Source organism: Actinoallomurus sp. CA-150999, from assembly GCF_050942425.1.
GTDB lineage: Bacteria > Actinomycetota > Actinomycetes > Streptosporangiales > Streptosporangiaceae > Actinoallomurus.
Genome location: NZ_CP192063.1, coordinates 7,855,199 through 7,880,203 on the forward strand (window position 1 = coordinate 7,855,199; position 25,005 = coordinate 7,880,203).

19 protein-coding genes and 1 pseudogene are annotated in these 25,005 nt (G+C 71.0%); 11 read left to right on the forward strand and 9 right to left on the reverse strand.

The window, feature by feature from the left end:
* Positions 1-172 precede the first annotated feature (172 nt).
* Entirely contained in the window at positions 173-1,204 is a 1,032-nt protein-coding gene (locus ACQP2O_RS36355; RefSeq protein WP_433173166.1) for an NAD-dependent epimerase/dehydratase family protein, read from the forward strand.
* A gap of 24 nt (positions 1,205-1,228) precedes the next feature.
* Here the strand turns inward: ACQP2O_RS36355 and ACQP2O_RS36360 are convergent, their stop codons facing one another.
* The 4 genes from ACQP2O_RS36360 to ACQP2O_RS36375 all read right to left on the reverse strand — a co-directional run bounded on the left by ACQP2O_RS36360 (position 1,229) and on the right by ACQP2O_RS36375 (position 4,894).
* On the reverse strand, positions 1,229-2,449 hold the full coding sequence (locus ACQP2O_RS36360; protein WP_433173168.1) for an alpha/beta hydrolase family protein: 1,221 nt from the start codon (positions 2,447-2,449) through the stop codon (positions 1,229-1,231).
* Between the two features lie 140 nt (positions 2,450-2,589).
* Complete coding sequence (locus ACQP2O_RS36365) at positions 2,590-3,615, reverse strand: ABC transporter permease (protein ID WP_433173170.1); 1,026 nt, start codon at positions 3,613-3,615, stop codon at positions 2,590-2,592.
* Positions 3,612-4,505, reverse strand: a complete 894-nt coding sequence (locus ACQP2O_RS36370) for an ABC transporter ATP-binding protein (protein WP_433173172.1) — start codon at positions 4,503-4,505, stop codon at positions 3,612-3,614. The genes ACQP2O_RS36365 and ACQP2O_RS36370 overlap by 4 nt, the downstream gene beginning before the upstream one ends.
* Positions 4,502-4,894 (reverse strand): GntR family transcriptional regulator, encoded by a 393-nt coding sequence (locus ACQP2O_RS36375; RefSeq protein WP_433173174.1) that lies wholly within the window; start codon positions 4,892-4,894, stop codon positions 4,502-4,504. Before ACQP2O_RS36375 ends, ACQP2O_RS36370 begins: the two co-directional genes overlap by 4 nt.
* Positions 4,895-5,023: 129 nt before the next feature.
* Here ACQP2O_RS36375 and pgeF point away from each other — a divergent pair, with 129 nt between their 5' ends.
* Together pgeF and hrpA are read left to right on the forward strand one after the other, a co-directional pair.
* Positions 5,024-5,734 (forward strand): peptidoglycan editing factor PgeF, encoded by a 711-nt coding sequence (gene pgeF / locus ACQP2O_RS36380; protein WP_433173176.1) that lies wholly within the window; start codon positions 5,024-5,026, stop codon positions 5,732-5,734.
* Positions 5,735-5,945: 211 nt separating this feature from the next.
* Positions 5,946-9,812: an ATP-dependent RNA helicase HrpA gene (gene hrpA / locus ACQP2O_RS36385; protein WP_433173178.1), complete on the forward strand. Its 3,867-nt coding sequence runs from the start codon at positions 5,946-5,948 to the stop codon at positions 9,810-9,812.
* A 73-nt stretch (positions 9,813-9,885) separates the two neighbouring features.
* Here the strand turns inward: hrpA and ACQP2O_RS36390 are convergent, their stop codons facing one another.
* The gene (locus tag ACQP2O_RS36390; protein ID WP_433173180.1) at positions 9,886-11,061 is read right to left on the reverse strand and encodes a winged helix DNA-binding domain-containing protein; all 1,176 of its coding nucleotides are present in this window, start codon (positions 11,059-11,061) and stop codon (positions 9,886-9,888) included.
* A gap of 170 nt (positions 11,062-11,231) precedes the next feature.
* Here ACQP2O_RS36390 and ACQP2O_RS36395 point away from each other — a divergent pair, with 170 nt between their 5' ends.
* From ACQP2O_RS36395 to ACQP2O_RS36415, 5 genes and pseudogenes are all read left to right on the forward strand, one after another.
* The gene (locus ACQP2O_RS36395; protein WP_433173182.1) at positions 11,232-12,587 is read left to right on the forward strand and encodes a cytochrome ubiquinol oxidase subunit I; all 1,356 of its coding nucleotides are present in this window, start codon (positions 11,232-11,234) and stop codon (positions 12,585-12,587) included.
* Positions 12,584-13,591 (forward strand): cytochrome d ubiquinol oxidase subunit II, encoded by a 1,008-nt coding sequence (locus ACQP2O_RS36400; protein ID WP_433173184.1) that lies wholly within the window; start codon positions 12,584-12,586, stop codon positions 13,589-13,591. The genes ACQP2O_RS36395 and ACQP2O_RS36400 overlap by 4 nt, the downstream gene beginning before the upstream one ends.
* A 199-nt stretch (positions 13,592-13,790) precedes the next feature.
* Complete coding sequence (locus tag ACQP2O_RS36405) at positions 13,791-14,354, forward strand: hypothetical protein (RefSeq protein WP_433173186.1); 564 nt, start codon at positions 13,791-13,793, stop codon at positions 14,352-14,354.
* A gap of 102 nt (positions 14,355-14,456) precedes the next feature.
* The gene (locus ACQP2O_RS36410) at positions 14,457-15,128 is read left to right on the forward strand and encodes a TrmH family RNA methyltransferase (protein WP_433173187.1); all 672 of its coding nucleotides are present in this window, start codon (positions 14,457-14,459) and stop codon (positions 15,126-15,128) included.
* Between the two features lie 72 nt (positions 15,129-15,200).
* Positions 15,201-15,908 (forward strand): annotated as a pseudogene (locus ACQP2O_RS36415) (nuclear transport factor 2 family protein); the annotation flags it as partial.
* Here the strand turns inward: ACQP2O_RS36415 and ACQP2O_RS36420 are convergent.
* A complete protein-coding gene (locus ACQP2O_RS36420) occupies positions 15,852-18,083 on the reverse strand; it encodes an ABC transporter ATP-binding protein (RefSeq protein ID WP_433173189.1) in 2,232 nt (743 codons plus the stop codon). The pseudogene ACQP2O_RS36415 and the gene ACQP2O_RS36420 sit on opposite strands and share 57 nt — an antisense overlap.
* Positions 18,084-18,195: 112 nt before the next feature.
* Between ACQP2O_RS36420 and ACQP2O_RS36425 the strand changes: the two genes are divergently transcribed.
* Positions 18,196-18,627 carry a nuclear transport factor 2 family protein gene (locus ACQP2O_RS36425; RefSeq protein WP_433173191.1) on the forward strand — a complete coding sequence of 144 codons (432 nt, stop codon included), beginning with the start codon at positions 18,196-18,198 and terminating at the stop codon, positions 18,625-18,627.
* 9 nt (positions 18,628-18,636) lie between these two features.
* On the opposite strand, the gene ACQP2O_RS36430 is transcribed toward ACQP2O_RS36425, so the two are convergent.
* Both ACQP2O_RS36430 and ACQP2O_RS36435 read right to left on the reverse strand, forming a co-directional pair.
* Entirely contained in the window at positions 18,637-19,212 is a 576-nt protein-coding gene (locus ACQP2O_RS36430; RefSeq protein ID WP_433173193.1) for a Uma2 family endonuclease, read from the reverse strand.
* Positions 19,213-19,350: 138 nt separating this feature from the next.
* The gene (locus ACQP2O_RS36435) at positions 19,351-19,959 is read right to left on the reverse strand and encodes a TetR/AcrR family transcriptional regulator (protein ID WP_433173195.1); all 609 of its coding nucleotides are present in this window, start codon (positions 19,957-19,959) and stop codon (positions 19,351-19,353) included.
* A gap of 95 nt (positions 19,960-20,054) precedes the next feature.
* On the opposite strand from ACQP2O_RS36435, the gene ACQP2O_RS36440 reads away from it, so the two are divergent.
* Positions 20,055-21,506: a flavin-containing monooxygenase gene (locus ACQP2O_RS36440; protein ID WP_433173197.1), complete on the forward strand. Its 1,452-nt coding sequence runs from the start codon at positions 20,055-20,057 to the stop codon at positions 21,504-21,506.
* A gap of 55 nt (positions 21,507-21,561) precedes the next feature.
* Here the strand turns inward: ACQP2O_RS36440 and ACQP2O_RS36445 are convergent, their stop codons facing one another.
* Positions 21,562-22,848, reverse strand: a complete 1,287-nt coding sequence (locus ACQP2O_RS36445; protein WP_433173199.1) for an alkaline phosphatase family protein — start codon at positions 22,846-22,848, stop codon at positions 21,562-21,564.
* Positions 22,849-23,260: 412 nt separating this feature from the next.
* Here ACQP2O_RS36445 and ACQP2O_RS36450 point away from each other — a divergent pair, with 412 nt between their 5' ends.
* Positions 23,261-24,952, forward strand: coding sequence for a cholesterol oxidase substrate-binding domain-containing protein (locus ACQP2O_RS36450; protein ID WP_433173201.1), 1,692 nt, complete (start codon positions 23,261-23,263; stop codon positions 24,950-24,952).
* Positions 24,953-25,005 lie beyond the last annotated feature (53 nt).

The following is a 25,005-nucleotide window of genomic DNA, read 5'->3' on the forward strand; positions in this document are numbered from 1 at the left end:
CCGCGACCGGCCTTCCACTCAGCGGAAGCCCGAGATCCCCGGGCGTCGTCCGCTCGCGGAAGGCGCCGTCTCGGAGAACGAGGCCCGTGGGTCCCTTTCGCTCGCAGAGAACGCCTTCCGCCCCGGGAGAACATCGCGCCGACGCGCCGTCGACGGCCGACAGGATGCGATCATGCGACTTCTCGTACTCGGCGGTTCGGTGTTCCTGGGGCACGCGTTCGTTTCGGAGGCGCTCCGGCAAGGAGACCTGGTGACCACCTTCAACCGAGGGCGGAGCGGTACGGACGTGCCGGGCGTGGAGATCGTCCGGGGCGACCGGGAGAACGACGACGACCTGCGCCGGCTGGTCGAGGGGCGGCGCTGGGACGCCGTCGTCGACACCTGCGGGTACGTCCCCCAGGTCGTCGGACGATCGGCGCGAGCACTGTCGGGCCACGCGGACGCCTACCTGTTCGTCTCGTCCATCCACGCCTACGCCGACTGGCCGGAGCACCGGGTGGACGAGGGCTCCGCGCTGCACCCCTGTCCGTCCGACGCCGGTCCGGACTCCGACGTCCCGTACAACGCGCTCAAGGCCGGCTGCGAACGCGCCGTCGAGGCCGGCTTCGACGGCCGGGTCCTCATCCTCAACCCCGGCCTGATCACGGGGCCGCGTGAACAGGTGCCGCGGCTGACCTGGTGGCTGACGCGGATCGCGTCCGGAGGCCCCGTCCTCGCGCCGGGCGACCCCGGCCGGGCGATGCAGCTGGTCGACGCCCGCGACATCGCGGCGTTCGGCCTGGACCGGCTGACGGCCGGAACGACGGGCCGTTTCCTGGTGAGCGGGGTCCCGGGCAACACCGCCTTCGGCACGCTGCTGGAGGAGTGCGTCCGCGCCACCGGCTCGGACGCCGCACCGGTCTGGGTGGACGACGCGTTCCTGCTCGAGCGGGGCGTGGCGGAATGGACCGAACTGCCGATGTGGGCGCCGCATGGCCCCGAGATGGCGGGCGTCTGGCTGCCGTCCTCGGACAAGGCGCTCCGGGCCGGACTGCGCTGCCGTCCGGTCGCCGAGACCGTCCGCGACACGTGGGCCTGGATCCGGGACGAGAACGTCGCCGCCGACCGGGCCGCCGAGCGCGGTCAGGGCATCGACCACGAGAAGGAGCGCCGGATCCTCGCCGCCTGGGCGGCGGCACACGGATCCGGCGCGGGCGCCGGCTGAGGCACCACCTCGACCTGTGGGCCGCTACCCGCAGGTCTTCGTGTCCGGAACGCAGATCCTGACCTCGGGGAAGCGCGGCGACGGCCTGTCCAGCAGGGGTTGCGATCGGTGGCGCAGGTGCAGGTCGAAGAAGGCGCCGACGTAGGTGCGGGTGATCTGCAGGGCACGGGCTCCTGGCAGCTCGGCGTTGCGGTAGACGCCGAGCTGCTCCACCAGCAGCGAATCGTCGGTGAAGGACGCGTGCTCGGCGCCGGCCACCACGAGCCAGCGCCGCCAGCCGGTGAGGAGTCTCCAGTCACGGTCCCACGTGGTGTCCACGCCTCCGGGACTGTGCTTCGCCTGAGTGCCCAGGAACAGGAACGGACGTGACAGCCCGGTCTGCGGAATCGTGGTCAACATGGTTCCGTCCATGTCGATCCCGGCGCGCACCCGGCGGTCCTTCAGCATCGCGGCGATGGCGCTCGCGCCTCCCGCCGAGTGGCCCGCCATCGCGATCCGGGACGGGTCGATGAGCGAAGCGCCCTTCCACTCGGGGTGTGGCCCGGTCAGCTCGTCGAGGACGAAGGAGACGTCGGCCGCCCGGCTCGTCGCCAGCTTCTCGTCGAACGCCGGGCCCTTGCGGACGTCGCACGCCACGCACGTCGTGACCCGCCCGTCGGGGAACGTCGTGGCGAGGCTCTCGTACGTGTGGTCGATGCCAACGGCCACGTAACCCCTGCTCGCCAGGTCCTCGCCGAGGGCCGCGAGAGAGCTGCGGGGCTCGCTCAGGCCCGGGGAGAGCACCACGAGGGGCATGCTCCGATCGCGTCCCGCCGGTTTCGCGTCGCTGAACGCGTTGGTCCGTGTCTTGCTCAGCGCGTCGGACGGCACACTGGTGATCTCCGCCCCTTTCAGGATGAGCTCCGACTCCTTCGCCGTCACGTACGGTGCCCGCCGTCCGGTCCGGGACTTCGCCGGATACCACAGGGAGACCATGAGCTCCCGGGCCTTGGCCGTGGGGACCCAGGGATCGGGACGAGAGGTGTCCTTCAGATAGAGGGACGTCATGCCGACGGGGTGGGGGCCGGTGGGCTTCGGCAGGGACGGTGTGCCGCCCGGCGACGCCGAAGCGGCGACGGAGGCGGATGCGGCCGTGGGCGCGGAAGTGGCAGGCGCGGAGCAGGCGGAGGTCACGAGGGCCAGAAACCCGACGGCGACCAGGCCCGGGAGCGGATGACGCGGCACGAGCTTGAAGGCAGAGGCCATGAGATATCGGTCCTTTCGGGATGACGGAATGGTGGGCAGGCTGGAGCACCCAGCGAGCCGTCGTACGACGGGATGGAGGGCACGACGGAGCGCCCAGGGAGCCGTCGTCGGCACCCGGGTCGATCCGTTGCGGGCGTCTGTCAGGTCAGGCGGCGGATCCGCCAGAAGCAGAGCCCGGTCAGGGCCAAGGCGGCCGTGAGGAACGTCGCGGTCTCGGCCCATTGGAGGGCCCAGTAATGATCGGCGGGCTGGTAGGTCACGAGCTGCCGGTAGCCGAGGTCGGAGAGCTTGGCGAAGCACTCCCGCTGTGCCGTCGTGCCCGGCTGTCCGGGTGGTGGCGCGCAGTTCGTCGCCCATGCGGGCAGGGCGTCGATGACGCGGCCGGCGGGGTCGAGGGTCTGGTTGGAGATGATCCATGCGCCCGGCTTGCCGATGGACACGGTCACGTGGGCCGGCGCGCCGGGCCCGGAGGCCATGAATCCGCGCAGGTTGGCCGTTGTGATCTCGGTGGTGAGACGCGCGGGCGTGATGAGGTGCGGCCGGATCCAGAAGGGCACGGCGACCTGTACGGCGACGAAGAGGGCGAGCGTTGCCGCGATGGCCGGCAGCGTACGGCGGACGACGGCTCCGACGGTGACGCCGAGGGTGAAGGCGAACGCCGCGTAGCCGATCGGGACGACGCCGTGGGCTGCGAACGAGACGGGCGAGAACCGCTCGCTCGCAAAACCAGGGAGCCCGGAGGAGCTCGGCACGTGCCCGCCGGTGGCGGCTCGGGTGATCGGTGCGGACCACCAGGTGGTCATGAGGCTGAGCGCCCCTGTGGCGGTCACGGCCGCCAGGCCGACGACCGCCAGCTTGCTCGCCAGCCAGCCGGTGCGGGTGACGCTCTGGTTCCACACCAGCCGGTGGGTGCCGGAGTCCAGTTCCCGGGTGATCAGCGGTGCGCCCCAGAAGACGCCGATGACGGCCGGTGCCGCGAGAACGGCCGCCAGACCGAGCAGGTACACCGCCTGGTAGGTGCCGCCGCCGCTGAACCGGTCAAGGACGGCGCCGGAACCGGAGTGCAGTCGTAGGCCGGTGACCAGCAGGAGGACGCCGAGCGCGGCGAGAGCGGCGTACAGCACCGCGGCCTGCGCACGGAACTGACGCCAGGTCAGCCAGATCACCGGACCACCTCCAGGGCGGGACGCTCGTCGTGGCCGATGCCGGGTCGGCTCATGTAGGCCAGGACGAGGTCTTCCAGACCGACCTGGCTCGCCGTCCAGGAGGGGTCGTGGATCGGGCCGTCGGTGCGCACGAGCAGGGTGGTCTGCCGTTCGGTGTGGTCGGCGGTGACGACGTGCTGATCCGCGGGGAGGGTGGCGGGGTCGCGACGTGGCCCGGTGAGGCGGTGGTGGGCGGCCAGCAGCTCGTCGACCTCGCCGGCCACCTGGACGCGCGATGCGCTGAGCACGACGAGGTGGTCGCAGACGCGTTCGAGGTCGGCGACCACGTGCGAGGACAGCACGACGCTGAGCTCGTGCTCGGCGACGGCCTCCATCAGGTCCTGCAGGAACTCACGCCGGGCGAGCGGGTCGAGGGCCGCGACCGGCTCATCGAGGAGAAGGAGTTCGGGACGCTTGGCGATGCCGAGAGTGAGGGCGAGCTGGGCGCGCTGACCGCCCGACAGCCTGCCCGCTCGCTGCGCGGGGTCCAGTCCCAGCCGCTCGATGCGCGTACGCGCCACGGCGTCGTCCCACCGCGGGTTGAGCCGGGCGCCGAGCCGGAGGTGATCGGCGACGCTCAACGCGCCGTAGGTCGGGGTGTCCTGGGCCACGAAGCCGACCTTGGCCAGTTGCTCCGCTCCCCCACCGGGCCGGCCTCCGCATACCTCGATGGTTCCGGCCGTCGGCGCCAGCATGCCCGCGGCGAGGTTGAGCAGCGTGCTCTTCCCGGCGCCGTTCGGGCCGACCAGCCCGGTCACGTGCCCGGCCGGGATCTCCACCGTGCAGTCGGACAGCGCCCAGCGCCGGCCGTACCGCTTGCCCAGTCCCCGGGCCCGGAGGACGGCGGTCACGCGATGTCCTCCTGCTCGGCGGCCCGGAAAGTGGCCATGAAGAGGGCTTCGATGCTCTCGTCGTCGAGCCCGGCGAGCCGCGCCTTGGCCAGCCAGCGACGGAGATCCTTACGGAGCGGGCCGTGGGCGGCCAGCGTGGAGTCGACCAGCGTGCGGGTCACGAAGGTCCCGATGCCCGGGCGCGGGGCGACCAGGCCCTCGTGTTCGAGCTCCCGGTAGGCCTTGAGCACGGTATTGGGGTTGATGGCCAGGTTGGCCACGACGTCCTTGACGGTCGGGAGCCGGTCGCCCTCCCGCAGCAGGCCCAGCCGCAGGGCGTGGCGCACCTGCTGGACCAGCTGCTGGTACGGCGAGAGCCCGGACCGAGCGTCCAGATGGAACTGGATCACTAGCACTCCATTCATCTAGGAGACTAGTACTTTAGATCCCCGACATGATCACTTGTCAACAGCGCCTGAGCCGGGCGGAGCCGGTGACGCACTTGGTAACGTCGGACCGGCAGTGAGGAGGAGCGCCTGATGCAGCTGGCCGACGGTGTGGGTGCCGTCATCACCGACCGGTCCGGCGGGACGAGTTCCGCGCCGTACGACTCGCGCAACCTGGGCGGCGCGGCCGGGGACGATCCCGCCGCGGTCCGGGAGAACCGCGCCAAGACCGCCGCCGAGCTCGGCGTCGAGCAGGTCGTCTACATGCGCCAGGTGCACAGCCCCGACGTCCGGTACGTCACCGGGCCGTTCGGGGACGATCCGCCCGGTCTCGACGGCGTCTGCACGGACGTGCCGGGCCTGGCGCTGGCGGTGCTCGTCGCGGACTGCGCGCCGGTGGTCGTGGCCGATCCGGAGGCGCGGCTGGTCGGCGGCGCCCACGCGGGGCGTGCCGGCACGGCCGCCGGGGTCGTTCCCGCGCTGGTCGAGGCGATGGCGGAGCGGGGCGCCGATCCGGCCCGGATGGTGGCACTGATCGGCCCGAACGCCTGCGGTGCCTGCTATGAGGTGTCCGCCGAGCTGCGCGACGAGGTCGCCGCCGTACTGCCCGCCGCCTGGTCGACGACCCGCCAGGGCACCCCCGCGCTCGACATCAGGGCGGGCATCACCGCCCAGCTCACCACGGCCGGCGTGACCGACGTGCGCCACGACGACCGGTGCACCATCGAGAGCCCCGAGCTGTACTCCTACCGTCGCGAGGGCCGCACCGGCCGGTTCGCCGCCTTCGTCTGGCTGGAAGCGTGATCCCCGATTCGCCGGGCTTCGTCCGGTCGGAGGCCTGAGGCCGCGTCCCGCCCGGCGAACCGGAACAGATCATGACGAGCCGGCGTTGGAACCATGGCGCTCGTCCGCCGGCCTGAGGCCATGGAAATCGAGTGGCGCCGGGCCCGCGGATCGGGCACGGTGGACGCCGGTGGGTGGCCTGTCCGACCGCCTGCCTATCCTTCCGCTTGCGATGGGATCTTCGATTACCGACCTGCATACCCGCCTGCCCGAGCTGATGCTGCGCGACCGGCATCGGCTGCGTCGTCGTCTCGACGGGCTGCGCAAGGTGCGCGCCGCCGAGGCCCGGGAGAAGATCCTCACGGAGGTCGCCGCGGAGATCGAGGCCGCCGAGCGGCGCGTCGCGCGGCGCCGAGCGGCGCTGCCGCAGGTGACCTATCCCGAGGCGCTGCCGGTCAGCCGGAAGAAGGACGAGATCCTCAAGGCGATCGGGGACCACCAGGTGGTCATCGTCGCCGGCGAGACCGGGTCGGGCAAGACGACCCAGCTGCCGAAGATCTGCCTGGAGCTCGGCCGGGGCGTCAAGGGCCTGATCGGGCACACCCAGCCGCGCCGGCTGGCCGCCCGTACGGTGGCCGACCGGATCGCCGAGGAGCTGGGCACGGAGCTGGGCGAGACCGTCGGCTACCAGGTGCGCTTCAGCGACCACTCCGGTGAGGACACTCTGGTCAAGCTGATGACCGACGGCATCCTGCTGGCGGAGCTCGCCCGGGACCGGATGCTGCGCCGCTACGACACGCTGATCATCGACGAGGCGCACGAGCGCAGCCTGAACATCGACTTCATCCTGGGCTACCTCAAGCACCTGCTGCCCAAGCGCCCCGACCTCAAGGTGATCATCACCTCGGCGACGATCGACCCGGAGCGCTTCTCGAAGCACTTCGACGACGCTCCGATCATCGAGGTGTCCGGCCGCACCTTCCCGGTCGAGGTGCGCTACCGCCCGATGGAGGAGGACGACGACCAGGTCCAGGCGATCCTCGAGGCCGTGGACGAGCTGGCTCTCGAGCCGCCGGGTGACGTCCTGGTGTTCCTGTCGGGCGAGCGGGAGATCCGCGACACCGCCGACGCTCTGGAGAAGCGGAAGCTGAAGAACACCGAGGTGCTGCCGTTGTTCGCCCGGTTGTCGACGGCCGAGCAGCACCGGGTCTTCCAGTCGCACCGCGGCCGGCGCATCGTCCTGGCCACCAACGTCGCGGAGACGTCGCTGACCGTCCCGGGCATCAAGTACGTCATCGACCCGGGCACGGCCCGCATCTCCCGCTACAGCCACCGTACGAAGGTCCAGCGCCTACCGATCGAGCCGGTCTCGCAGGCGTCGGCCAACCAGCGCAAGGGCCGCTGCGGGCGCGTCTCCGAGGGCATCTGCATCCGCCTCTACTCGGAGGAGGACTTCCTCGCGCGGCCGGAGTTCACCGACGCGGAGATCCTGCGCACCAACCTCGCCTCGGTCATCCTGCAGATGACCGACCTCGGCCTCGGCGACATCCAGGAATTCCCCTTCATCGACCCGCCGGACCGCCGCAACGTCAAGGACGGCGTGAACCTCCTGCAGGAGCTCGGCGCGCTGGACGGCGACCGGCTGACGCAGATGGGCCGCAAACTGGCACAGCTCCCGGTCGACCCGCGGCTGGCCCGCATGGTCCTGGAGGCCGACCGGAACGGCTGTGCGCACGAGGTCATGGTGATCGCGGCCGCCCTGTCCATCCAGGACCCGCGTGAGCGCCCCGCGGAGAACCGCGCCGCCGCCGACCAGCAGCACGCCCGGTTCGCCGACAAGGAGTCGGACTTCCTGGCGTACGTCAACCTCTGGAACTACCTGCGGGACCGGCAGAAGGAGCTGTCCGGCAACCAGTTCCGCAGGCTGTGCAAGCAGGAGTACCTCCACTACCTGCGCATCCGTGAGTGGCAGGACATCCACGGCCAGCTGCGGCAGGTCGGCAAGGACCTCGGCGTCACGCCGAACACCACGCCCGCCGATCCGCAGCGTGTGCACATCTCGCTGCTGGCGGGTCTGCTGTCGCACATCGGCCTGCTCGACACCGAGAAGAAGGCCGGCGGCAAGGACGACGCCCGGCGCGGTCCCCGCGAATACCTCGGCGCCCGCAATGCCCGGTTCGCCGTCTTCCCCGGTTCGGCGCTGGCCAAGCGGCCGCCCCGCTGGGTGATGGCCGCGGAGCTGGTCGAGACCTCCCGGCTGTGGGCGCGCATCGCCGCCAAGATCGAGCCGGAGTGGGTCGAGCCGCTCGCCGGCCACCTCGTCAAGCACACGCACAGCGAGCCGCACTGGGAGAAGAACCAGGGCGCCGTGATGGCGTACGAGAAGGTGACGCTGTACGGCGTGCCGATCGTGGCGCAGCGGAAGGTGAACTACGCGAAGATCGACCCGGAGCTGTGCCGGGAGCTGTTCATCCGCCACGCCCTGGTCGAGGGCGACTGGGACACCCACCACCGGTTCCTGCGCGACAACCGCCGGCTGCTGGACGAGGTCGAGGAGCTCGAGCACCGGGCACGGCGCCGGGACATCGTCGTGGACGACGAGACGCTGTTCGAGTTCTACGACGAGCGCGTCCCGGCCGACGTGGTCTCGGCCCGGCACTTCGACGGCTGGTGGAAGAAGGCCCACCGCGACGATCCCGAACTGCTGAACTTCTCCACCTCGATGCTGGTCAACGACGCGGCCGGCGAGGTGACCCAGGAGGACTACCCCGACGCCTGGCAGGCCGACGGGCACCGGTTCCGGCTGTCGTACCAGTTCGAGCCGGGCACGGACGCCGACGGCGTGACCGTGCACATCCCGCTGCCGGTGCTCAACCAGGTCGGCGGCGAGGAGTTCGCCTGGCAGATCCCCGGGCTGCGGCAGGACCTGGTGACCGAGCTGATCCGGTCACTGCCCAAGCAGCTGCGCGTCAACTTCGTCCCCGCGCCGAACGTCGCCCGCGAGGTCCTCGCCCGGATCACGCCGGGGTCGGGCCCGATGCTCGACGCGCTGGAGCGCGAGCTGCGCGCGATGACCGGCGTGGACGTCCCCCGCGAGGCGTGGGACCTGTCCCGCGTCCCGGACCACCTGAAGATCACCTACCGGGTGACGGACCGGAAACGCACCCTGGCGGAGGGCAAGGACCTCACCGAGCTGAAACGCCGGCTCGCGCCGAAGGTGTCGGCGACGCTGTCCGAGGCCGCCGACGACCTCGAGCGCACGGGGCTGCGGACCTGGGACGTCGGCACGCTCCCGCGCGTGTACGAGCAGGGCCGCGTCAAGGCGTATCCGGCGCTGACGGACGAGGGCGACAGCGTGGCCGTGCGCACGTACGCCACCGAGGCCGAGCAGCAGCGGGCGATGTGGCGCGGCACCCGGCGGCTGGTCCTGCTGAACAGCCCCTCACCGGTGAAGTACCTGCAGAGCAAACTGAACAACCAGGCCAAACTGGTGCTCAGCCACAACCCCCACGGCAGCGTCGCGGCCCTGCTGGACGACTGCGTCGCCTGCGCCGCCGACCACCTGATCACCGACGGCGGCGGACCGGCCTGGGACGAGGCGGGCTTCCGGCGGCTCACCGACCACGTACGGACCGACCTCACCGACACCGCCGCCGACGTGCTCGCCCACGTCCAGCGCATCCTGGCCACCGCACACGAGATCGAACGCCGGCTGAAGAGCACGAACAGCCCCACGCTGATCCCCGCGCTGACCGACGTACGGGCGCAGCTGGGCCGACTGGTCTTCCCCGGCTTCGTCACCGCCACCGGCCGCCGGCGGCTGCCCGACGTCCTCCGCTACCTGCGGGCCGTCGAACGCCGCCTCGACAAGCTGCCCGACGACCCGTACGGCGACCGCCAGCGGATGCAGCGGATGCAGCAGGTCGAGGCCGCCTACATCCGGGCCCGCGACGCCCGGCCGGGCAACGCCGAGATCCGGCAGGTCCGCTGGATGCTGGAGGAGCTCCGGGTGAGCCTCTTCGCCCAGCAGCTCGGCACCGCCTACCCCGTCTCGGAGAAGCGCATCCTCAAGGCCCTGGACCAGGCCGCCGGCGCATAACCGGCTCGTGTGTCGGCGGCACGTATCCTCAAGGCCTTGGACCAGGCCGCCTCCTAATCGATCTGCCGCCCGGTCAGGCGACCAGCTCGGTCTCCACCGGGGAGCGGCCCCGGGCGCGCGGCGCGATGCGGACCGGTCCCAGCCAGGCGGTGAGCCGGGCGGCCTCGGTCGCCACGGCGGAGGCCGCCTCCGTGCCGGTGTCCTCCAGGAGCCGGTAGACGACCTCGCCGTCCGCGCGCTGCGCCCAGCCGCCGACGACCCGCCCGTCGGACCAGACCGTGGGGCCGGCGTTGCCGGTGCGGTCGAACAGCAGCGGGCCGTGCTCCCCGAGGTACCAGTCGCGCCCGGACCAGCCCATGACCGTCGGGTCGAGGGCGGGCAGCAGGGCGACCCACGGCCCGGGGTCGCCGACCGGGTCCACGTCGTCGGCCAGGACGTATCCGTCCTCGCCGCCGAGGTCGACCTTCTCGACGTCGATCCCTCCCAGGGCCTTCCTGACCTGGGTGAGGGTGAGGCCGGTCCACCACTTGAGGTCGGCCGCGGTGCCCGGCCCGTACGCGGCGAGCCACCGGCGGATCAGCTCCGCCCGCGCCTCGTCCACAGGAATGTCCGGCAGGCCGTCGGGCAGCCACGCCTCGATCGGCGACCAGCTGAACTGGCTGCTCGTCCAGGACCCGCGCGGCCGGCCCCGGATGACCCGGCCCTCGGCGGCCAGGCCGAGCAGGACCCGGTTGGCGATGGTCGGCCGGGCCTCGTACGCCTTGCCCTCCCCGAGCAGGATCCGTTCCTTGAGCCGCGGGACGTCGGCGGACAGGTCGGCGGTGAACGCCTCGCCGCGGGCCCGCAGCGCCGCGACGGTGGCCTCCTCCACCTCGCGGAACCAGGCGTCGTCCCCCAGCCCCGCCTGCTCGATGAACTGCACCGTCTTCCTGCGCTCGCGCCGGGCCACGTCGTTGGAGCACGCCGCCTGGACGACCGGGGCCAGCTCGTCCTCAACGGTGAAGACGGTCCGCCGCATGCCGAGCATCCGCAGCAGCAGGCGATCGTCGTACAGCGCCTTCTCGACGGGGCCGACGTCGGGGACGCGCATCCGGGCCGCCGCCGCGAGGTACACCGACGCCGGGTCGGTGCCGTGCAGGGCCACCAGCGCACGGGTGACGTCGACGACGGTGTCCGCCGGATCCGCCAGGTGGTGCCGTGCCCCGAGGCGCACCCGGCGCTCCTCGTCCTTGATCGCCCGTACGGTCATCCGTCGATTATGGCCGAATCCGGAATCCACCGGGAACCCGCGAGAACGCGCGTGGGACCCCTCTGCCTGGGTAAACGAAGCCGATGTCGTGTTCGTACGCGCCGACCCCGGCCCGCTGGACGCCGGTCCGTAGCCGGCGATGAGCCCTGACACCAGGTGAGGAGCCGCTCATGCTCGCACTGCCGGCGGTCGCGGCGGCCCCGGGCGATCTGATGGCGGCCCGGGAGCAGATGGCGTTCTCCCTCGGCTGGCACATCATCCTCGCCTGCTTCGGGGTGGGTATGCCCGCGTTCACCGTGTTCGCCGAGTGGCGGGGGCACCGTACGGGCGACGAGGACTACGTCCGGCTCGCGCACCGCTGGGCGAAGGTCATGGGCGTGCTGTTCGCCGTCGGCGCCGTCTCCGGGACGATCCTCTCCTTCGAGATGGGCCTGCTGTGGCCCGGCCTGATGAGCAGGTACGGCCAGGTGCTGGGCCTGCCGTTCGCCCTGGAGGGGTTCGCGTTCTTCATCGAGGCGATCTTCGTCGGCATCTACCTGTACGCGTGGGACCGGCTGCCGCCGCGCGCGCACGTGCTGACCGGCCTGCCCGTCTGCGTGGCAGGGGTGTTGTCGGCGGTCTTCGTCGTCTCGGCGAACGCCTGGATGAACCAGCCGCGCGGCTTCGACCTGGTGGACGGAAAGGTCACCCACGTACGGCCCTGGGCGGCGATGTTCAATCCCGCCATGCCGCGGCAGGTCCTCCACATGGTCCTGGCCGCGTTCATGGTCGCCGGCTTCGGCATCGCGAGCGTGTACGCCGCGGGGATGCTGCGCGGCCGACGGGACCGCTATCACCGCATCGGTCTCCTGCTGCCGTTCACCGCCGCCGCGATCGTCGCGCCCGTGCAGGTGGTGGTCGGCGACTCGATGGCGAGGTTCCTGGCGACCAACCAGAAGCCCAAGCTCGCCGCGATCGAGGGCCTCAACCACACCGGATCGCACGTCCCCCTGTCGATCGGCGGCGCGTACGTCGGCGGGCGGATGCGGTACGCCGTCCGTATCCCGGACGCGCTGTCCCTGCTCGTCGGCTACCGGCCCGGCACGGTCGTCCAGGGCCTGGACAAGGTGCCGGTCACCGACCGGCCGCCGGTCAACCCGGTCCACCTCGGCTTCCAGGCGATGGTGGCGATCGGGTTCGGGCTGGTCCTGCTCGGCGCCTGGCTCGCGCTCGCCTGGTGGCGGCACCGGGACCTGCCGCGTTCCCGCTGGTTCCTGCGGCTGGCGGCGATCTCGGGAGTGGCTGCGGTCGTCGCGCTGGAGGCCGGCTGGGTCACCACCGAGGTGGGCCGGCAGCCCTGGATCGTCTGGCAGCACCAGCGCACCGCGGACGCCGTCAACCCGGCGCCGGGGCTCTGGGTCGGGCTGGTCGCGGTGCTCGCCGTCTACGCCGTGCTGACGGTGGCGGCCGTCTACGTCCTGAACCGGCTGCGGGTGCAGCCGGTCACCGCGCCCCAGGAGGGCTGGGCCGAGGAGTACACCCCATGACCGCCGCGCAGGCCCTGCTCATCCTGGCCTGGGCGGGGATCACGATGTACGCGCTGCTGGGCGGCGCCGACTTCGGCGGGGGCTTCTGGGACGCCCTGGCGGGCGGGCCGCGACACGGCTTCGCCCAGCGCCGCCTCATCGAGCACGCGATCGGACCGGTCTGGGAGGCCAACCACGTATGGCTGGTCTTCGTCATCGTGATGTTCTGGACCTGCTTCCCGACGGTCTTCGCGTCGGTGGCCTCCACGCTGTACATCCCGCTGACCCTGATCGCGTTCGGCATCATCGCGCGGGGATCGGCGTTCGCGTTCCGCAAGGCCAGCACGGAGCTGTGGCAGCTGCGGCTGTTCGGCGGTGCCTTCGCGCTGTCCTCCGTGCTGACGCCCTTCTTCCTCGGAACGGTCGCGGGCGCGGTGGCGTCCGGGCGCGTCCCGGTCGGCCTGGCCCGGGGAGACCTGATCGGCAGCTGGTGGAACCCGACCTCGATCCTCGGCGGCGTGCTGGCCGTCGGCGCCACGGCGTACCTCGCGGCGGTCTACCTCACCGGCGACGCCCGCCGGCACCGTGAGGAGGAACTCGCGGACGCCTTCCGCCGACGCGGGATCGTCACGGCGGTGGTCACCGGCTGCATCGCGATCGGCGGCATCTTCGTCCTCCGCCATGACGCACCCGGCCTGTACGACGGCCTGACCGGCCGGGCCCTCCCGGTGGTCGTCCTGTCCGCGGTCGCCGGCGTCGCCTCGCTGGCGCTGCTCGTCGCCCGGCGGTTCGCCGTCGCCCGCGTCACCGCCGCCACCGCCGTCGCCGCCGTGATCTGGGGCTGGCCGGTCGCGCAGTACCCCATCCTCCTGCCGCCGCACGTCACCATCGCCGACGCCGCCGCCCAGCCCACCGTCCTGCACGCCACGCTGGCCTCCGTCCTCGTCGGTCTGGTGCTCCTGGTGCCGTCGCTGATCTGGCTGTTCGTCCTCTTCCAGCGAGGCCGGCAGACCGAAGAGGGCTGAACCCACGCTGGAGCGACGGCGGCTCTTGACCGCCCCGTCCAGCCCGCGCTCATGGACCACGGCGACGAGAAGATCATTTATTGACACCGTACGGTACCGCATGTAAACAATACGGGACCGTACGGAGGCTGGCATTCAGAGGACTCACCGAGGGATCCGGCCGCCGACCTCAATCCCCCACCCGAAAGGGCAGGAAACGATGAAGACACGCTCGTTGCCGACGGGCCGCGCGGCGGTGACCTCGTCCGCGATCATCGGAGTGGCGCTCGCCGGAATCCTCGCGACAGGCTCCACCGCCGTCGCCCAGCCGGTGAGCACGGCCGGAACGCCGGTCGCCGCGTCGGCCGGCGGCCCGGCGTACACCCCCGCCAACGCCGGCCGGCCGATCCACGTGCTGAAGTACAAGCACATCAAGACCCTCGGCAAGCAGTGCGGCAAGAAGGTCATAGCCGAGGCGCGCGGGCGCGGACCCATCACTCTGACCCTGATGCAGTCCCGCACCGTCAGTAACACCTACAGTTCGACGTTCGGCGTCGATGTCGACGGCCTGTCGGCCGCCGTCGGGTTCGACGTGACCAAGTCGCGAACCATTACCGTGTCCGGCTCGTACGTGGTCCCCCGGCACAAGTACGGCACGTTGAAGGCCCATCCTCTCTACAAGAGGAAGTCGTTCAAGATTTACAACAAGATCACCGGCGCGTACTACGGCCACGGCACGGCTTACCAGGTGGTCGGCGACTGCTTCACGCATACGGCGAAGTAGCACCCGCTGCCGCCCCGTCCTGGGCCGCTCCCCTGGAGCGGGGCGGCGGTCCGGACCCGGCACCTGGTCATGCCACCGCGTACACCTTCTATGCTCGGCCGCATGACGTCTGAGGTCGTGACGCAGCCCGGTGCGGGCGGGCAGCCCGGGGAGGAGACGGAGGCCGGCACGGCTCCCGAGCCCGGGGTCGGGCCGCACCCGCAGCCCTGGCCCGAGGACCCGCGGCTCGACCCGTCGCTGCTCGCGGGCGGCGACCGCCGCAACGTCGTCGACGAGTACCGCTATTGGAGCAACGAGGCGATCGTCGCCGACCTCGACGCCCGCCGGCACCCCTTCCACGTGGCGATCGAGAACTGGCAGCACGACTTCAACATCGGCGCGGTCGTCCGGAACGCCAACGCGTTCCTCGCCGCGGAGGTGCACATCGTCGGCCGCCGGCGCTGGAACCGCCGCGGCGCCATGGTCACCGACCGGTACCAGCACGTACGTCACCATCCGACGACGAGCGAGCTGGTGACGTGGTGCCGGGAGCGCGATCTCCCGATCATCGGGATCGACAACCTGCCCGGGTCCCGGCCGATCCAGACCGCCGAGGTGCCCCGCGCGTGCCTCATGCTGTTCGGCCAGGAGGGCCCCGGCCTGTCCGAGGAGGCGCGCGAGGCCGCCGACGTGGTCCTGCACATCCCCCAGTTCGGCTCGACGCGCTCCATCAACGCGGGTGTGGCCAGCGGCGTCGCGATGTACGAGTGGATCCGGCGGCACGCCACGCTCTGACGATCGCCTCGGCACTCTCACGAGAGGGAGACGACGCTGGACAGGGATCAGGCCGTCGCACTCCTGCACCGCCTGCACGCGGCGCAGAACGCGTTCTACGGCGGAGGTGACGCCGCGGCGCTGCGGGAGATCCTCACGGAGGACATCGCCTGGCACGTGCCCGGGAACAACGCGATCGCCGGCGACCACCACGGCGTCGAAGCGGTGCTCACCTACTTTCGCAGGCGCCGGGAGCTCGCCGATCGGAGCTTTCGGATGCACACCCGCGACGTGCTCAGCGGCGACGGCGAATGGATCACCGCGCTCACCGACGGCACCGCCACGATCGCCGGGGAGGAGCACACCTGGTCGACCGTAGGCCTGTACCGCGTACGGGACGGCCGGATCGCCGGCTGCCGGATGCTCCCGCACGACCAGGCCGCCTTCGACGCGATCTGGACGCACCGGAGCCCGCCCGCGGACGCCGGCGCGGTGTCGGTGTACCGCGCCCGGATCCGTCCGCGGCACTGCGACGCCCAGGGAGTACTCCACGCCGCCCGGTACTACGAGTACTTCGAGGACGCGTTCCTCGGCTGGCTCGACGACCACATCGGTGGTTACCAGGCGCTTCGCGCGGCAGGCGCCGACCTCGTCGTGGTCGCCAGCGGCTGCGAGCACCGCCGTGGCCCCCGGCTGGACGACCTCGTCTCGATCGAGGTCCGCCCGACCGGCGCCGGGCGGAGCTCATTGGCCATGTCGTTCGTTCTCCGGCGCGATGACGACGTGTCGGCGAGCGGCCACGTCACCTACGTCGCCGTCTCCGGTGGCGCCTCGGTGCCGCTGCCCGCCGGGCTCCGCGCGATCGTACGGGCCGTGCCGCCCATCCGGCGGCGCCAGGAGCCCTGACGGGGGCTCCGCCGCCGGCGTGGGCGCCTGGACCGGGCCGTCCTGCAGCCGGTAGGCCTGGGCCTGCAGGTCGTACAGCTCGCTGAAGACGCCGCCCGCCGCGAGGAGCTCCGCGGGCGGCCCCTCCTCGACGACCCGGCCGCGGTCGAGCACGTAGACCTCGTCGGCGTGGCGGACGCTGGCGAGCCGGTGGGTGATGAGCAGCACCGTACGGCCGTCGGCATGGCCGCGGATCCGGTCGAACAGGGCGTGTTCGGCGCGGGCGTCGAGGGCGGCGGTGGGCTCGTCGCAGATGAGGAGGGGAGCGTCCCGGTAGAACCCGCGCGCGACGGCGATGCGCTGCCACTGCCCGCCCGACAGCTCGTGGCCGTCCTTGAAGCGCCGGTCGAGCAGCGTCCGGTATCCGTGGGGAAGCGGCTCGATGACCTCGTCCGCGCCGGCGGCCCGCGCCGCCTCGACGATGAGAGAGTCGTCGGGAACGCGGCCCATCGCGATGTTGTGCCGCGCCGTCATCGGCCAGTGCGTGTAGTCCTGCGGGATCATCGCGATGCTCTCGCGCAGGCGTTCGAGGTCGACCTCGGACAGACGGGTCGCGTCCCAGCGCACCTCGCCGTCGTCCGGCCGGTACAGGCCCGCGAGGATCTTCGCGAGCGTGGTCTTGCCCGAGCCGTTCTCGCCGACGAGCGCGACGACCTGGCCCGCGCGGATCCGCACCGAGATCCCGCGCAGGCTCGGCTCGTCGGCACCCGGATAGGTGAACCAGACGTCCTCCGCGGTGATGACGTCGAAGGTCACCGGTGCCGCCACGTGGCGTTCTTCGGGGACGCGGCGCTCGGCCTCGGCGCAGAAGTCGAGATAGTCGGCGAAGTACAGGCCCGACTCGTAGCACTGGTTGACCGCGTACAGCAGCGAGGCGAGGGAGGTCTTGCCGGTGCGGATCGCCAGGACCGCGGTGCCGGCGACGGCGAGGGGCACGGCTCCGGTGGCGAGCAGCGCGCCGAGGGCGACGTAGACCCCGCCGCTCGCGACACCGCCGACGATCTCACCGAGCACCAGCGCGACCGTCTGGCGGCGGGCGAGCGCGACGTGCACCTCGCACTCGTCGGCGGCGAGGTGAGCGTGTTCCCGGCCGAGGAAGCCGCGCATCGTGAAGGCCCGGATCTCCGCCGCGGAGTCCCGGTCGGCCATCAGGTCCGCGAGCACCCACTTGCGGCGGCGGACCGGGGACAGGGTGAAGATGGTCAGATAGCGCATGCGGGCCACACGCGCCGCGGCCCAGCCGTCGGGCACCGCCGTGAGCAGCAGCAATGGCAGGAGCACCGGGTGAAGGACGCCGAGCGCGCCGGCCGCCGCCGTCAGCCCGACGACGCCGGTGAGGATGTCGATCGCCTCCTGGACCACCGCCGACGCCTCGTACAGGCCCCGCTGACGGGCCCGGTGCATCGCGTCATGGAAGTCCGTGTCGTCGAACGCCGGCAGGTCCACCCGCGTGGTGAGCTCGAACAGTCGGGTCTCGACGATGCGGTTGACCTTCGGCTTCAGCCGGGCCTGCGCCCATCCGGCCCCCGCCTGCAGCCCCGAGCGCAGCGCCGCCGCACCGGCGACGAGCGCCAGCGATGGCAGGGCCGCCCGCACCCGGTCGGGTGTCGCACCGCCGGCGAACAGAGCCGTCAGCACACCGGCCGTCGCCAGCAGACCGTACGCGGTGAAGACCCCGGCGGCGAGGTTGAGCAGGACCGTCGCGACCGTGTCGAACCGGCTCGCCCGCCAGGCGAGGCGGACCGCCGCACCGACCAGCGTGGGCAGGCGGCGGCTCATGCCCGCCAGGCTCGTGGCGGCCAGCTCTCCGATGTGCGCCTGCCAGGGCATCGCGGCCATCTCCCCGACGACGGCCCCTTCTCCAGAGCTCCCCTCCTCCCCGACGCCGGACCCTCCTTCCGGGCTCCCCTTCTCCTCGACGCCGGCCCCTTCCTCCGGGCTCCCCTCCTCCCCGGCGGTCGGGTCCTGCGGCTCGTCCGGGCCCCTTCCGGCGGGCTCACGGCCGATCGTCTTCGTCGAACGACGTCGCATCGCGCCTCCCCCAGTGAACGCCGAGGGCAGTGTCCCTCCACACACAGGTGATCACGGATCGTAGGGCAGTTCCGGTATTGATCGTCCGTTTGGCGAGATGGATGATCCGGGGGTGGACGTTCAGGAGATCGCCGACCGGCTGGAGATCGGCGAGTTGCTCGCCCGCTATGTGCGCGCGGTGGACGGCGGCGAGTGGGCACTACTCGACTCGGTCTTCACCGAGGACGCGACCATCGACTTCTCCGCGTCGGGCGGCGCCCGCGGCGACCGGGAAGCGATCAAGCGCTGGCTCGCCGAGGTCCTCGCCGCCTGGCCGGGCCGTCAGCACCTGATCGGGGCGGTGACGATGTCGGTCGACGGCGATGAGGCGCGGGTCAGCGCGTCGTTCGCCGACACCCTGGCCCCGTCACGGTCGATGATCGCCGCGACCGAGCCCGGATTCATCCGTGGCGGAGGCTGGTACCACCACCGGCTGATCCGCACACCCGACGGCTGGCGCAGCCGCGAACTCGTCCAGGAACAGTCCTGGCGCACGTTCGCCTGAACGTCTCAGTCAGTCTGTGAAGACCGCGGTGTCGAGGGTCAACTTCCAGGGCTCGGGCAGATCAAGCAGACCGCCGAGAACGATATCGGTCTCGTGCCGATATCCCGCTTGCCCCGGATCGGACAGCAGGCGGACCTTTCCGGTAAGCGTGTCGATCACCAGGCAGAGCGGCACTCCTGCGGAGGCGTAGTGCCGTGGCTTCACCTCGTGATCATCGACCACGCTACTGGGAGACACAACCTCCGCCACGAGAAGTGTCTGGTCGCCGTAGATGTGGTCGGCTCCCCACATGCGCGGCTTAGGCCGAACGACGATCAGATCCGGCCGATAGCGATCCTGTTGAGGTCCCAGAAATACCGACATCTCGGTGAGGATCTCCCACCCGCGTTCCTTGGCCAGTCCGACGAGTTGGAGGAGCAGCTGAAAGACGATGCGCGCGTGATCGTAGGTCGGCACAGGATTCACCACGATCCGGCCATTGATGATCTCGACGCGATGGTCGGGGAGTTGCTCGCAGAACTCCCGGTAGTGCTTCTCCAACTCGACGCGGGGATCCACCGGTGCCTCAACAGTATCGACGGCCATGGAGGCATCATTCCCTCCGGAGGGCAAGGACACAAGGTGACAAGGACGGGACTTACCGTAGTCGAAAATCTCGTCGATTCAACTTTGAGTAATCACTCGTTCACGCAACACACTCACGGGTAGGACGACCGCGCATGGTCAGTCCGCCCCGGCGAGGCCGGTCCAGGTGAGGTCCATCAGGTGGTCGGCGGCCTCTTCGGGGGTGACCTCGGGGTTGCGGGCCTGCCAGAGGGCCATGCGCTCGCAGGCGCCGATCATGCTCTCGGCGTACGCCTCGAGGGCCCGGCGGGGGCGGTCCGGGAGGTGGGCGGCCAGGAGCCCGACCATCATCTCGCTCTGCTGGCGGCGTATCGCCTCGATCTCCTCGGCCGCACTCCTCATGAGGACCGGCTCCTGCAGGAGGACGAGCCACGCCCGGCGATGGGCCGCGTTGAACCGGAAGTAAGCGACGTAGCCGCGCCGCATCACCTCCTCCGGCGAGCCTGCGGCGCCGACGGCCTGCTCGGTCGTCTCCCGAAGCTCGCCGCGCGCCCGCCGGATCACGCCGAGCAGCAGACCCTCCTTGGAACCGAAGTACTCGTACAGCATCGGCTTGGACAGTCCGACGCGCTCGGCGATCTCCTCCATCGAGACGGCGCCGTAGCCCCGCTCGGCGAACACCTCCTCGGCGACGTCGAGCATCTGCTGCTCACGGTCGGCGCGGGACATCCTCGGGCGACGCGTCCTCACGGAGTCGTTGGAGATCACGTGTGAACTCTATCTCACGACCTACCGCCGGTAACTTACCGCTGGTAACTTACTACCAGTAACAACGGCCGGCGGGCGGCGCTCCGGGAGGATCAGTGAAGATCGCGATCATCGGCTCCGGGTTCGGCGGCCTCGGCATGGCCATCCAGCTCAAGCGGGCGGGCTTCCACGACTTCGTCATCCTGGAGAAGGCCGACGATCTCGGGGGCACCTGGCGCGACAACCAGTACCCGGGGTGCGCGTGCGACGTGCCGTCGCACATGTACTCCTTCTCCTTCGAGCTGAACCCCGACTGGTCGCGGATGTTCGCCCCGCAGGACGAGATCTGGGACTACCTGCGCCACTGCGTCGACAAGTACGACCTGGCCCCGCACCTGCGGTTCGGCTGCGCCGTCGAGGCCCTGGAGTGGGAGGAGGCGGCCGGGCACTGGAGGGTCACGCTGGCCTCGGGCGAGGTCCTGACGCCGAAAGCCGTCGTCTCGGCGATCGGCGCCCTGCACGTGCCGTCCCTCCCGGAGATCCCCGGGGCGGAGCGGTTCCGGGGCACGGCGTTCCACTCCGCGCAGTGGGACCCGTCGGCCGGCCTGACCGGCAAACGGGTCGCCGTGATCGGCACCGGCGCGTCGGCGATCCAGTTCGTTCCCCGGGTGGCCGACGAGGCGAGCCGGCTGCACGTGTTCCAGCGCACTCCCCCGTGGATCCAACCCAAGCCCGACTTCGTGCTGTCCGACCGCGTACGGCGCGTCTTCCGGCACGTGCCGGGGACGCAGCGCGCCTTCCGCAACGGCATCTACTGGGCGCTGGAGACCAGGGCCGTCGGTTTCACCCTCGACCCGAGGCTGATGGGCCCGATGGAGCGGATGGCCCGCAGCCACATCGAGCGTCAGATCGACGACCCCGAGCTGCGCGCGAAGGTCACCCCCGACTACACGATCGGATGCAAGCGCATCCTGCTGTCCTCGGACTACTACCCGGCGCTGACCCGCCCGCATGTCGACCTGGTCACCGAACGGATCACGGAGATCACCGAGACGGGCGTCGTGACCGCCGACGGCACGAGCCGCGATGTCGACGTGATCATCTACGGCACCGGTTTCAAGGTCACCGAGGCGCTCACCGAGCAGCACATCGTCGGGCGGGACGGGTTGAAGATCCAGGACGCCTGGGCGGACGGCATCGAGGCCCACCACGGCGTGACGGTCGCGGGTTTCCCCAACTTCTTCATGCTCCTCGGGCCCAACACCGGCCTGGGCCACAACTCCGTCGTCTTCATGATCGAGTCACAGGTGAAGCACGTGCTGAGCTGCCTGCGCCTGCTCGCGGCGGAGAAGGCGGACGTGATCGAGGTCCGCGCCGACGCCCAGCGGCGGTTCAACGACCGCCTCCAGCGGAGGCTGCGCCGCGCGGTGTGGAACGAAGGCGGCTGCGTGAGCTGGTACCTCGATGAGCACGGGGTGAACCGCACGATCTGGCCCGGCTTCACGTTCGAGTACTGGGCGCGGACCCGCGCCGCCCGCCGGGACGACTACGACCTGTCGCGCGCCTGAGCTCAGCGCGCCTTACCCGCCCGCGAGCCCGCCCTGGCCTGTGCCCAGGCCCCTGTCAGCGCGTGGCGAAGCCGCGGTGGCGGGCCAGGGAGGCGAGGTCGGGCCAGTCCTCTCCGGCGTGGGCGTGATCGGGCAGGATGCAGCCGAAGGTGAGCGGGCGCGGGACGTCGTACCGCGGGACCTTCAGCCGCGGCCGCTGCTCGAAGTCCAGGACCTCGGCCAGGTTGCGCGCCGCAGCGTCGCGTACGGTCAAGGGCTCCAGGCCGAACCGCCACTCGATCATCTTCAGGATCGACGTGTGGTCGTAGAGCCGGTGCGCCACGTGGCCGCGCCGGGCCCGCGGCGAGACGACCACACAGGGCACCCGGAAGCCGCGCAGTCCCGCGCCGAGATCCGGGTTGGGATCGGGGCCCGCGGGCGGGGCGACGTGGTCGAAGAAGCCGCCCCACTCGTCGTACGTGACGACCAGCACCGTCCTGGCCCAGTTCGGGCTGCTCACGACCGCGTCATGCACCTTGCCGAGGAAATGCTGGCCGAGGCGGATGTCCGCGAGGGGGTGCTCGTCCTCGGACAGGCCGGGCACCGCCTCGCCGAGGAAGCCGGGCTCGACGAACGAGACCGGCGGGAGCGTGCCGGTCGCGGCCGCCGCGTAGAACTCCGCGATCGGGTGGCTGATGCCGAGATACCGCGTGCCCCACAGGGCGGTGTACGGCACGTCGCTGTAGTAGTAGCGGCCCTTGAGGCCCTTGGCGGCGAGCCGGTCCCAGATCGTCGGCATGGTGGCGAGCTTCTCGACGGACGTCGTACGCCGGTCGGTCTGCGCGGCGTGCAGGAAGAACCGGTTGGGGAACGTCGGGGCCATCATGGCGGCGAAGTAGCGGTCGCAGACGGTCCAGTCGCGCGCCGCGCGGCCATAGAACGCCAGGTCCTCGGCGTGGTAGTAGCCGATGGAGAGCAGGTCGTTCTGGCCGGCCCGCAGCCAGCCGTCGCACGCGCCGTCGTTGAACTCGACCCGCCCGCCCTCGTACGAGTGGTCCGGGTCGTGGAAACCGCAGCCGTGCGGCACGGTGAGGTGATGGGTCGGGTGCGCCGCGCCGTCGCGGTCGGTGTAGGTCAGCTCGCCCTGCCGGCCGTCCGCGCCCGGCAGCCAGCCGAGATAGTGATCGAAGGAGCGGTTCTCCATCATCACCACGACGATGTGGTCGATGCCGGACCGCTCCGGCGCGGGCAGCCGTACGGCCGCGTCCGCCCGGCCCTCGGTGAGGGACTCGCCCGCGACGACGCCCGCCGCCACCGCGCCCGCAGTCCCGGCGATGAATCCCCGTCGGCTGACCTCGCCCACCGCCGCCTCCCAGCGTCGCGATCGGATGCCGAGCCGAGTATGACGGCTTCATCCGGCCGCGAACCGCCCACTGGAAGGCCGATTCCGGACGTAACGACGGGGACGAGGCCTGATCTGCGCCCTCGACATGACGGGCACACCCTCTTTCGTCACTTGCGGTCGTCTCTGCCAGACGCGTACCCGATGACCCTCGCCGAATCATCGGCCCGGTGCACGAGCACCAAGCAAGTGCTTGACCAAATAGCGCGAAGCGCCGTATAACCAGCGCAAGCGTTGACGCTCGTGCGCACTGACGGCTCCGGCCGCGACCGCGGCCAGTCACCACGGCGGGAGGCATTCGGCCGGCCCCCGCCGTACTCGCCCTGCCACCGGCGGTCCCCCGACCGGACCGCCGCTCCCCCTGGGAGCACCCATGGATTCCTCCTCCCACCTGTCCCGTCGCGGCCTCCTCGCGGCCGCCGGGGCGGCCGCCCTCACCTGGGTCCCCGCCTTCCGGATCCCCGCTCGCGCCGACACCCTGCCCGGCTTCCCGCTGCCCCTCTACCGGCAGGCGTACCAGAACTGGTCCGAAGAGATCACCATCGAGAACGCCCTGACCTGCGCGCCGAACACCCCCGCCGAGGTGGTGTCCGTCGCGAACTGGGCCCAGCAGAACGGCTACCGCGTCCGTCCCAAGGGGATGGGGCACAACTGGTCCCCGATCCTCGTGCCGAACGGCGCCGACGTCAGCAAGGTCATCCTCGTCGACACGACCCAGCACCTGACGTCCGTCAGCATCGGCTCGTCGACGGTCACCGCGCAGACCGGGATCACGATGGACGCCCTGCTCGCCAAGCTCGAGGCCGCCGGCCTGGGGTTCGCCGCGATCCCCGCCCCCGGTGACATCACGCTCGGCGGCGTACTGGCGATCAACGCCCACGGTTCGGCGATCCCCGCCCAGGGCGAGAGCCGCCTCGCCGGGACCAGCTACGGCTCGCTGAGCAACCTCATCCGGTCCCTGACCGCCGTGGTCTGGAACGGAAGCGCGTTCACGCTGCAGACGTTCGGCCGGACCGACGCCCCGATGAAGGCGTTCCTGGCCCACCTCGGCCGGGCGTTCGTCACCGAGGTGACCCTCGAAGTGGGCGCCAACCAGCGCCTGAGGTGCCAGAGCCGGTACGACATCCAGGTGACGGACGTCTTCGCCGCCCCGTCCTCCGCCGGATCGAACTCCTTCGCGAGCCTGCTGAACGCGTGCGGGCGGATGGAGGTGATCTGGTTCCCGTTCACGACCGTCCCGTGGATCAAGCTGTGGTCGCTGAGCCCGACCAAGCCCGTCCTCTCGAAACAGGTGGACAGCCCGTACAACTACACGTTCGCGAACTTCATCAACCAGCAGCAGTCCGACTACATCAAGCAGATCGTGGGCGGCGACGTCTCGGTCACCCCCTCGTTCGAGAACCTCGAGATGGCGATCGTCGGCTCGGGACTGATCACCACCGGCACGTGGGACATCTGGGGCTGGACGAAGAACACCCTGCTGTACGTGCAGCCGACCACGCTGCGGATCGTCGAGGCCGGCTACGCCGTCCTCACCGCCCGGTCCAACATCCAGCGCGTGGTCAGCGAGTTCTACAACCAGTACGTATCGCGGATCAACGCCTACCAGGCGCAGGGTCAGTACCCGATGAACGGCCCGATCGAGATCCGCGTGACGGGCCTGGACCAGCCGTCCGAGTCCGGGGTGAGCGGCGCCGTCACCCCGCAGCTGTCGTCCGTACGCCCCCGTCCCGACCACCCCGAGTGGGACGTGTGCGTCTGGCTCGACATGGGCACCATTCCCGGCACTCCGCAGTGCAACGCGTTCTACCGCGAGATGGAGCAGTGGATCTTCTCCAACTACACCGGTTCGTACGCGACCGTACGGCCCGAGTGGTCCAAGGCCTGGGCGGTCACGACCGGCGGGGCCTGGACCGACACGACGATGCTGACCTCCACCATCCGCAACGCCGTCAACGCGGGCCAGGCCGCCGGCGACGGCTTCGACGCCGCGCGGGCCACGCTCAACGGCTACGACCCGCACCGGGTGTTCAGTAACACGTTCCTGGACACGCTCCTGCCGTGAGGCGCCGACGCCGCCCGGCCCGCCCGTCGGCGAGCCGGGCGGCGCGGAGCAGA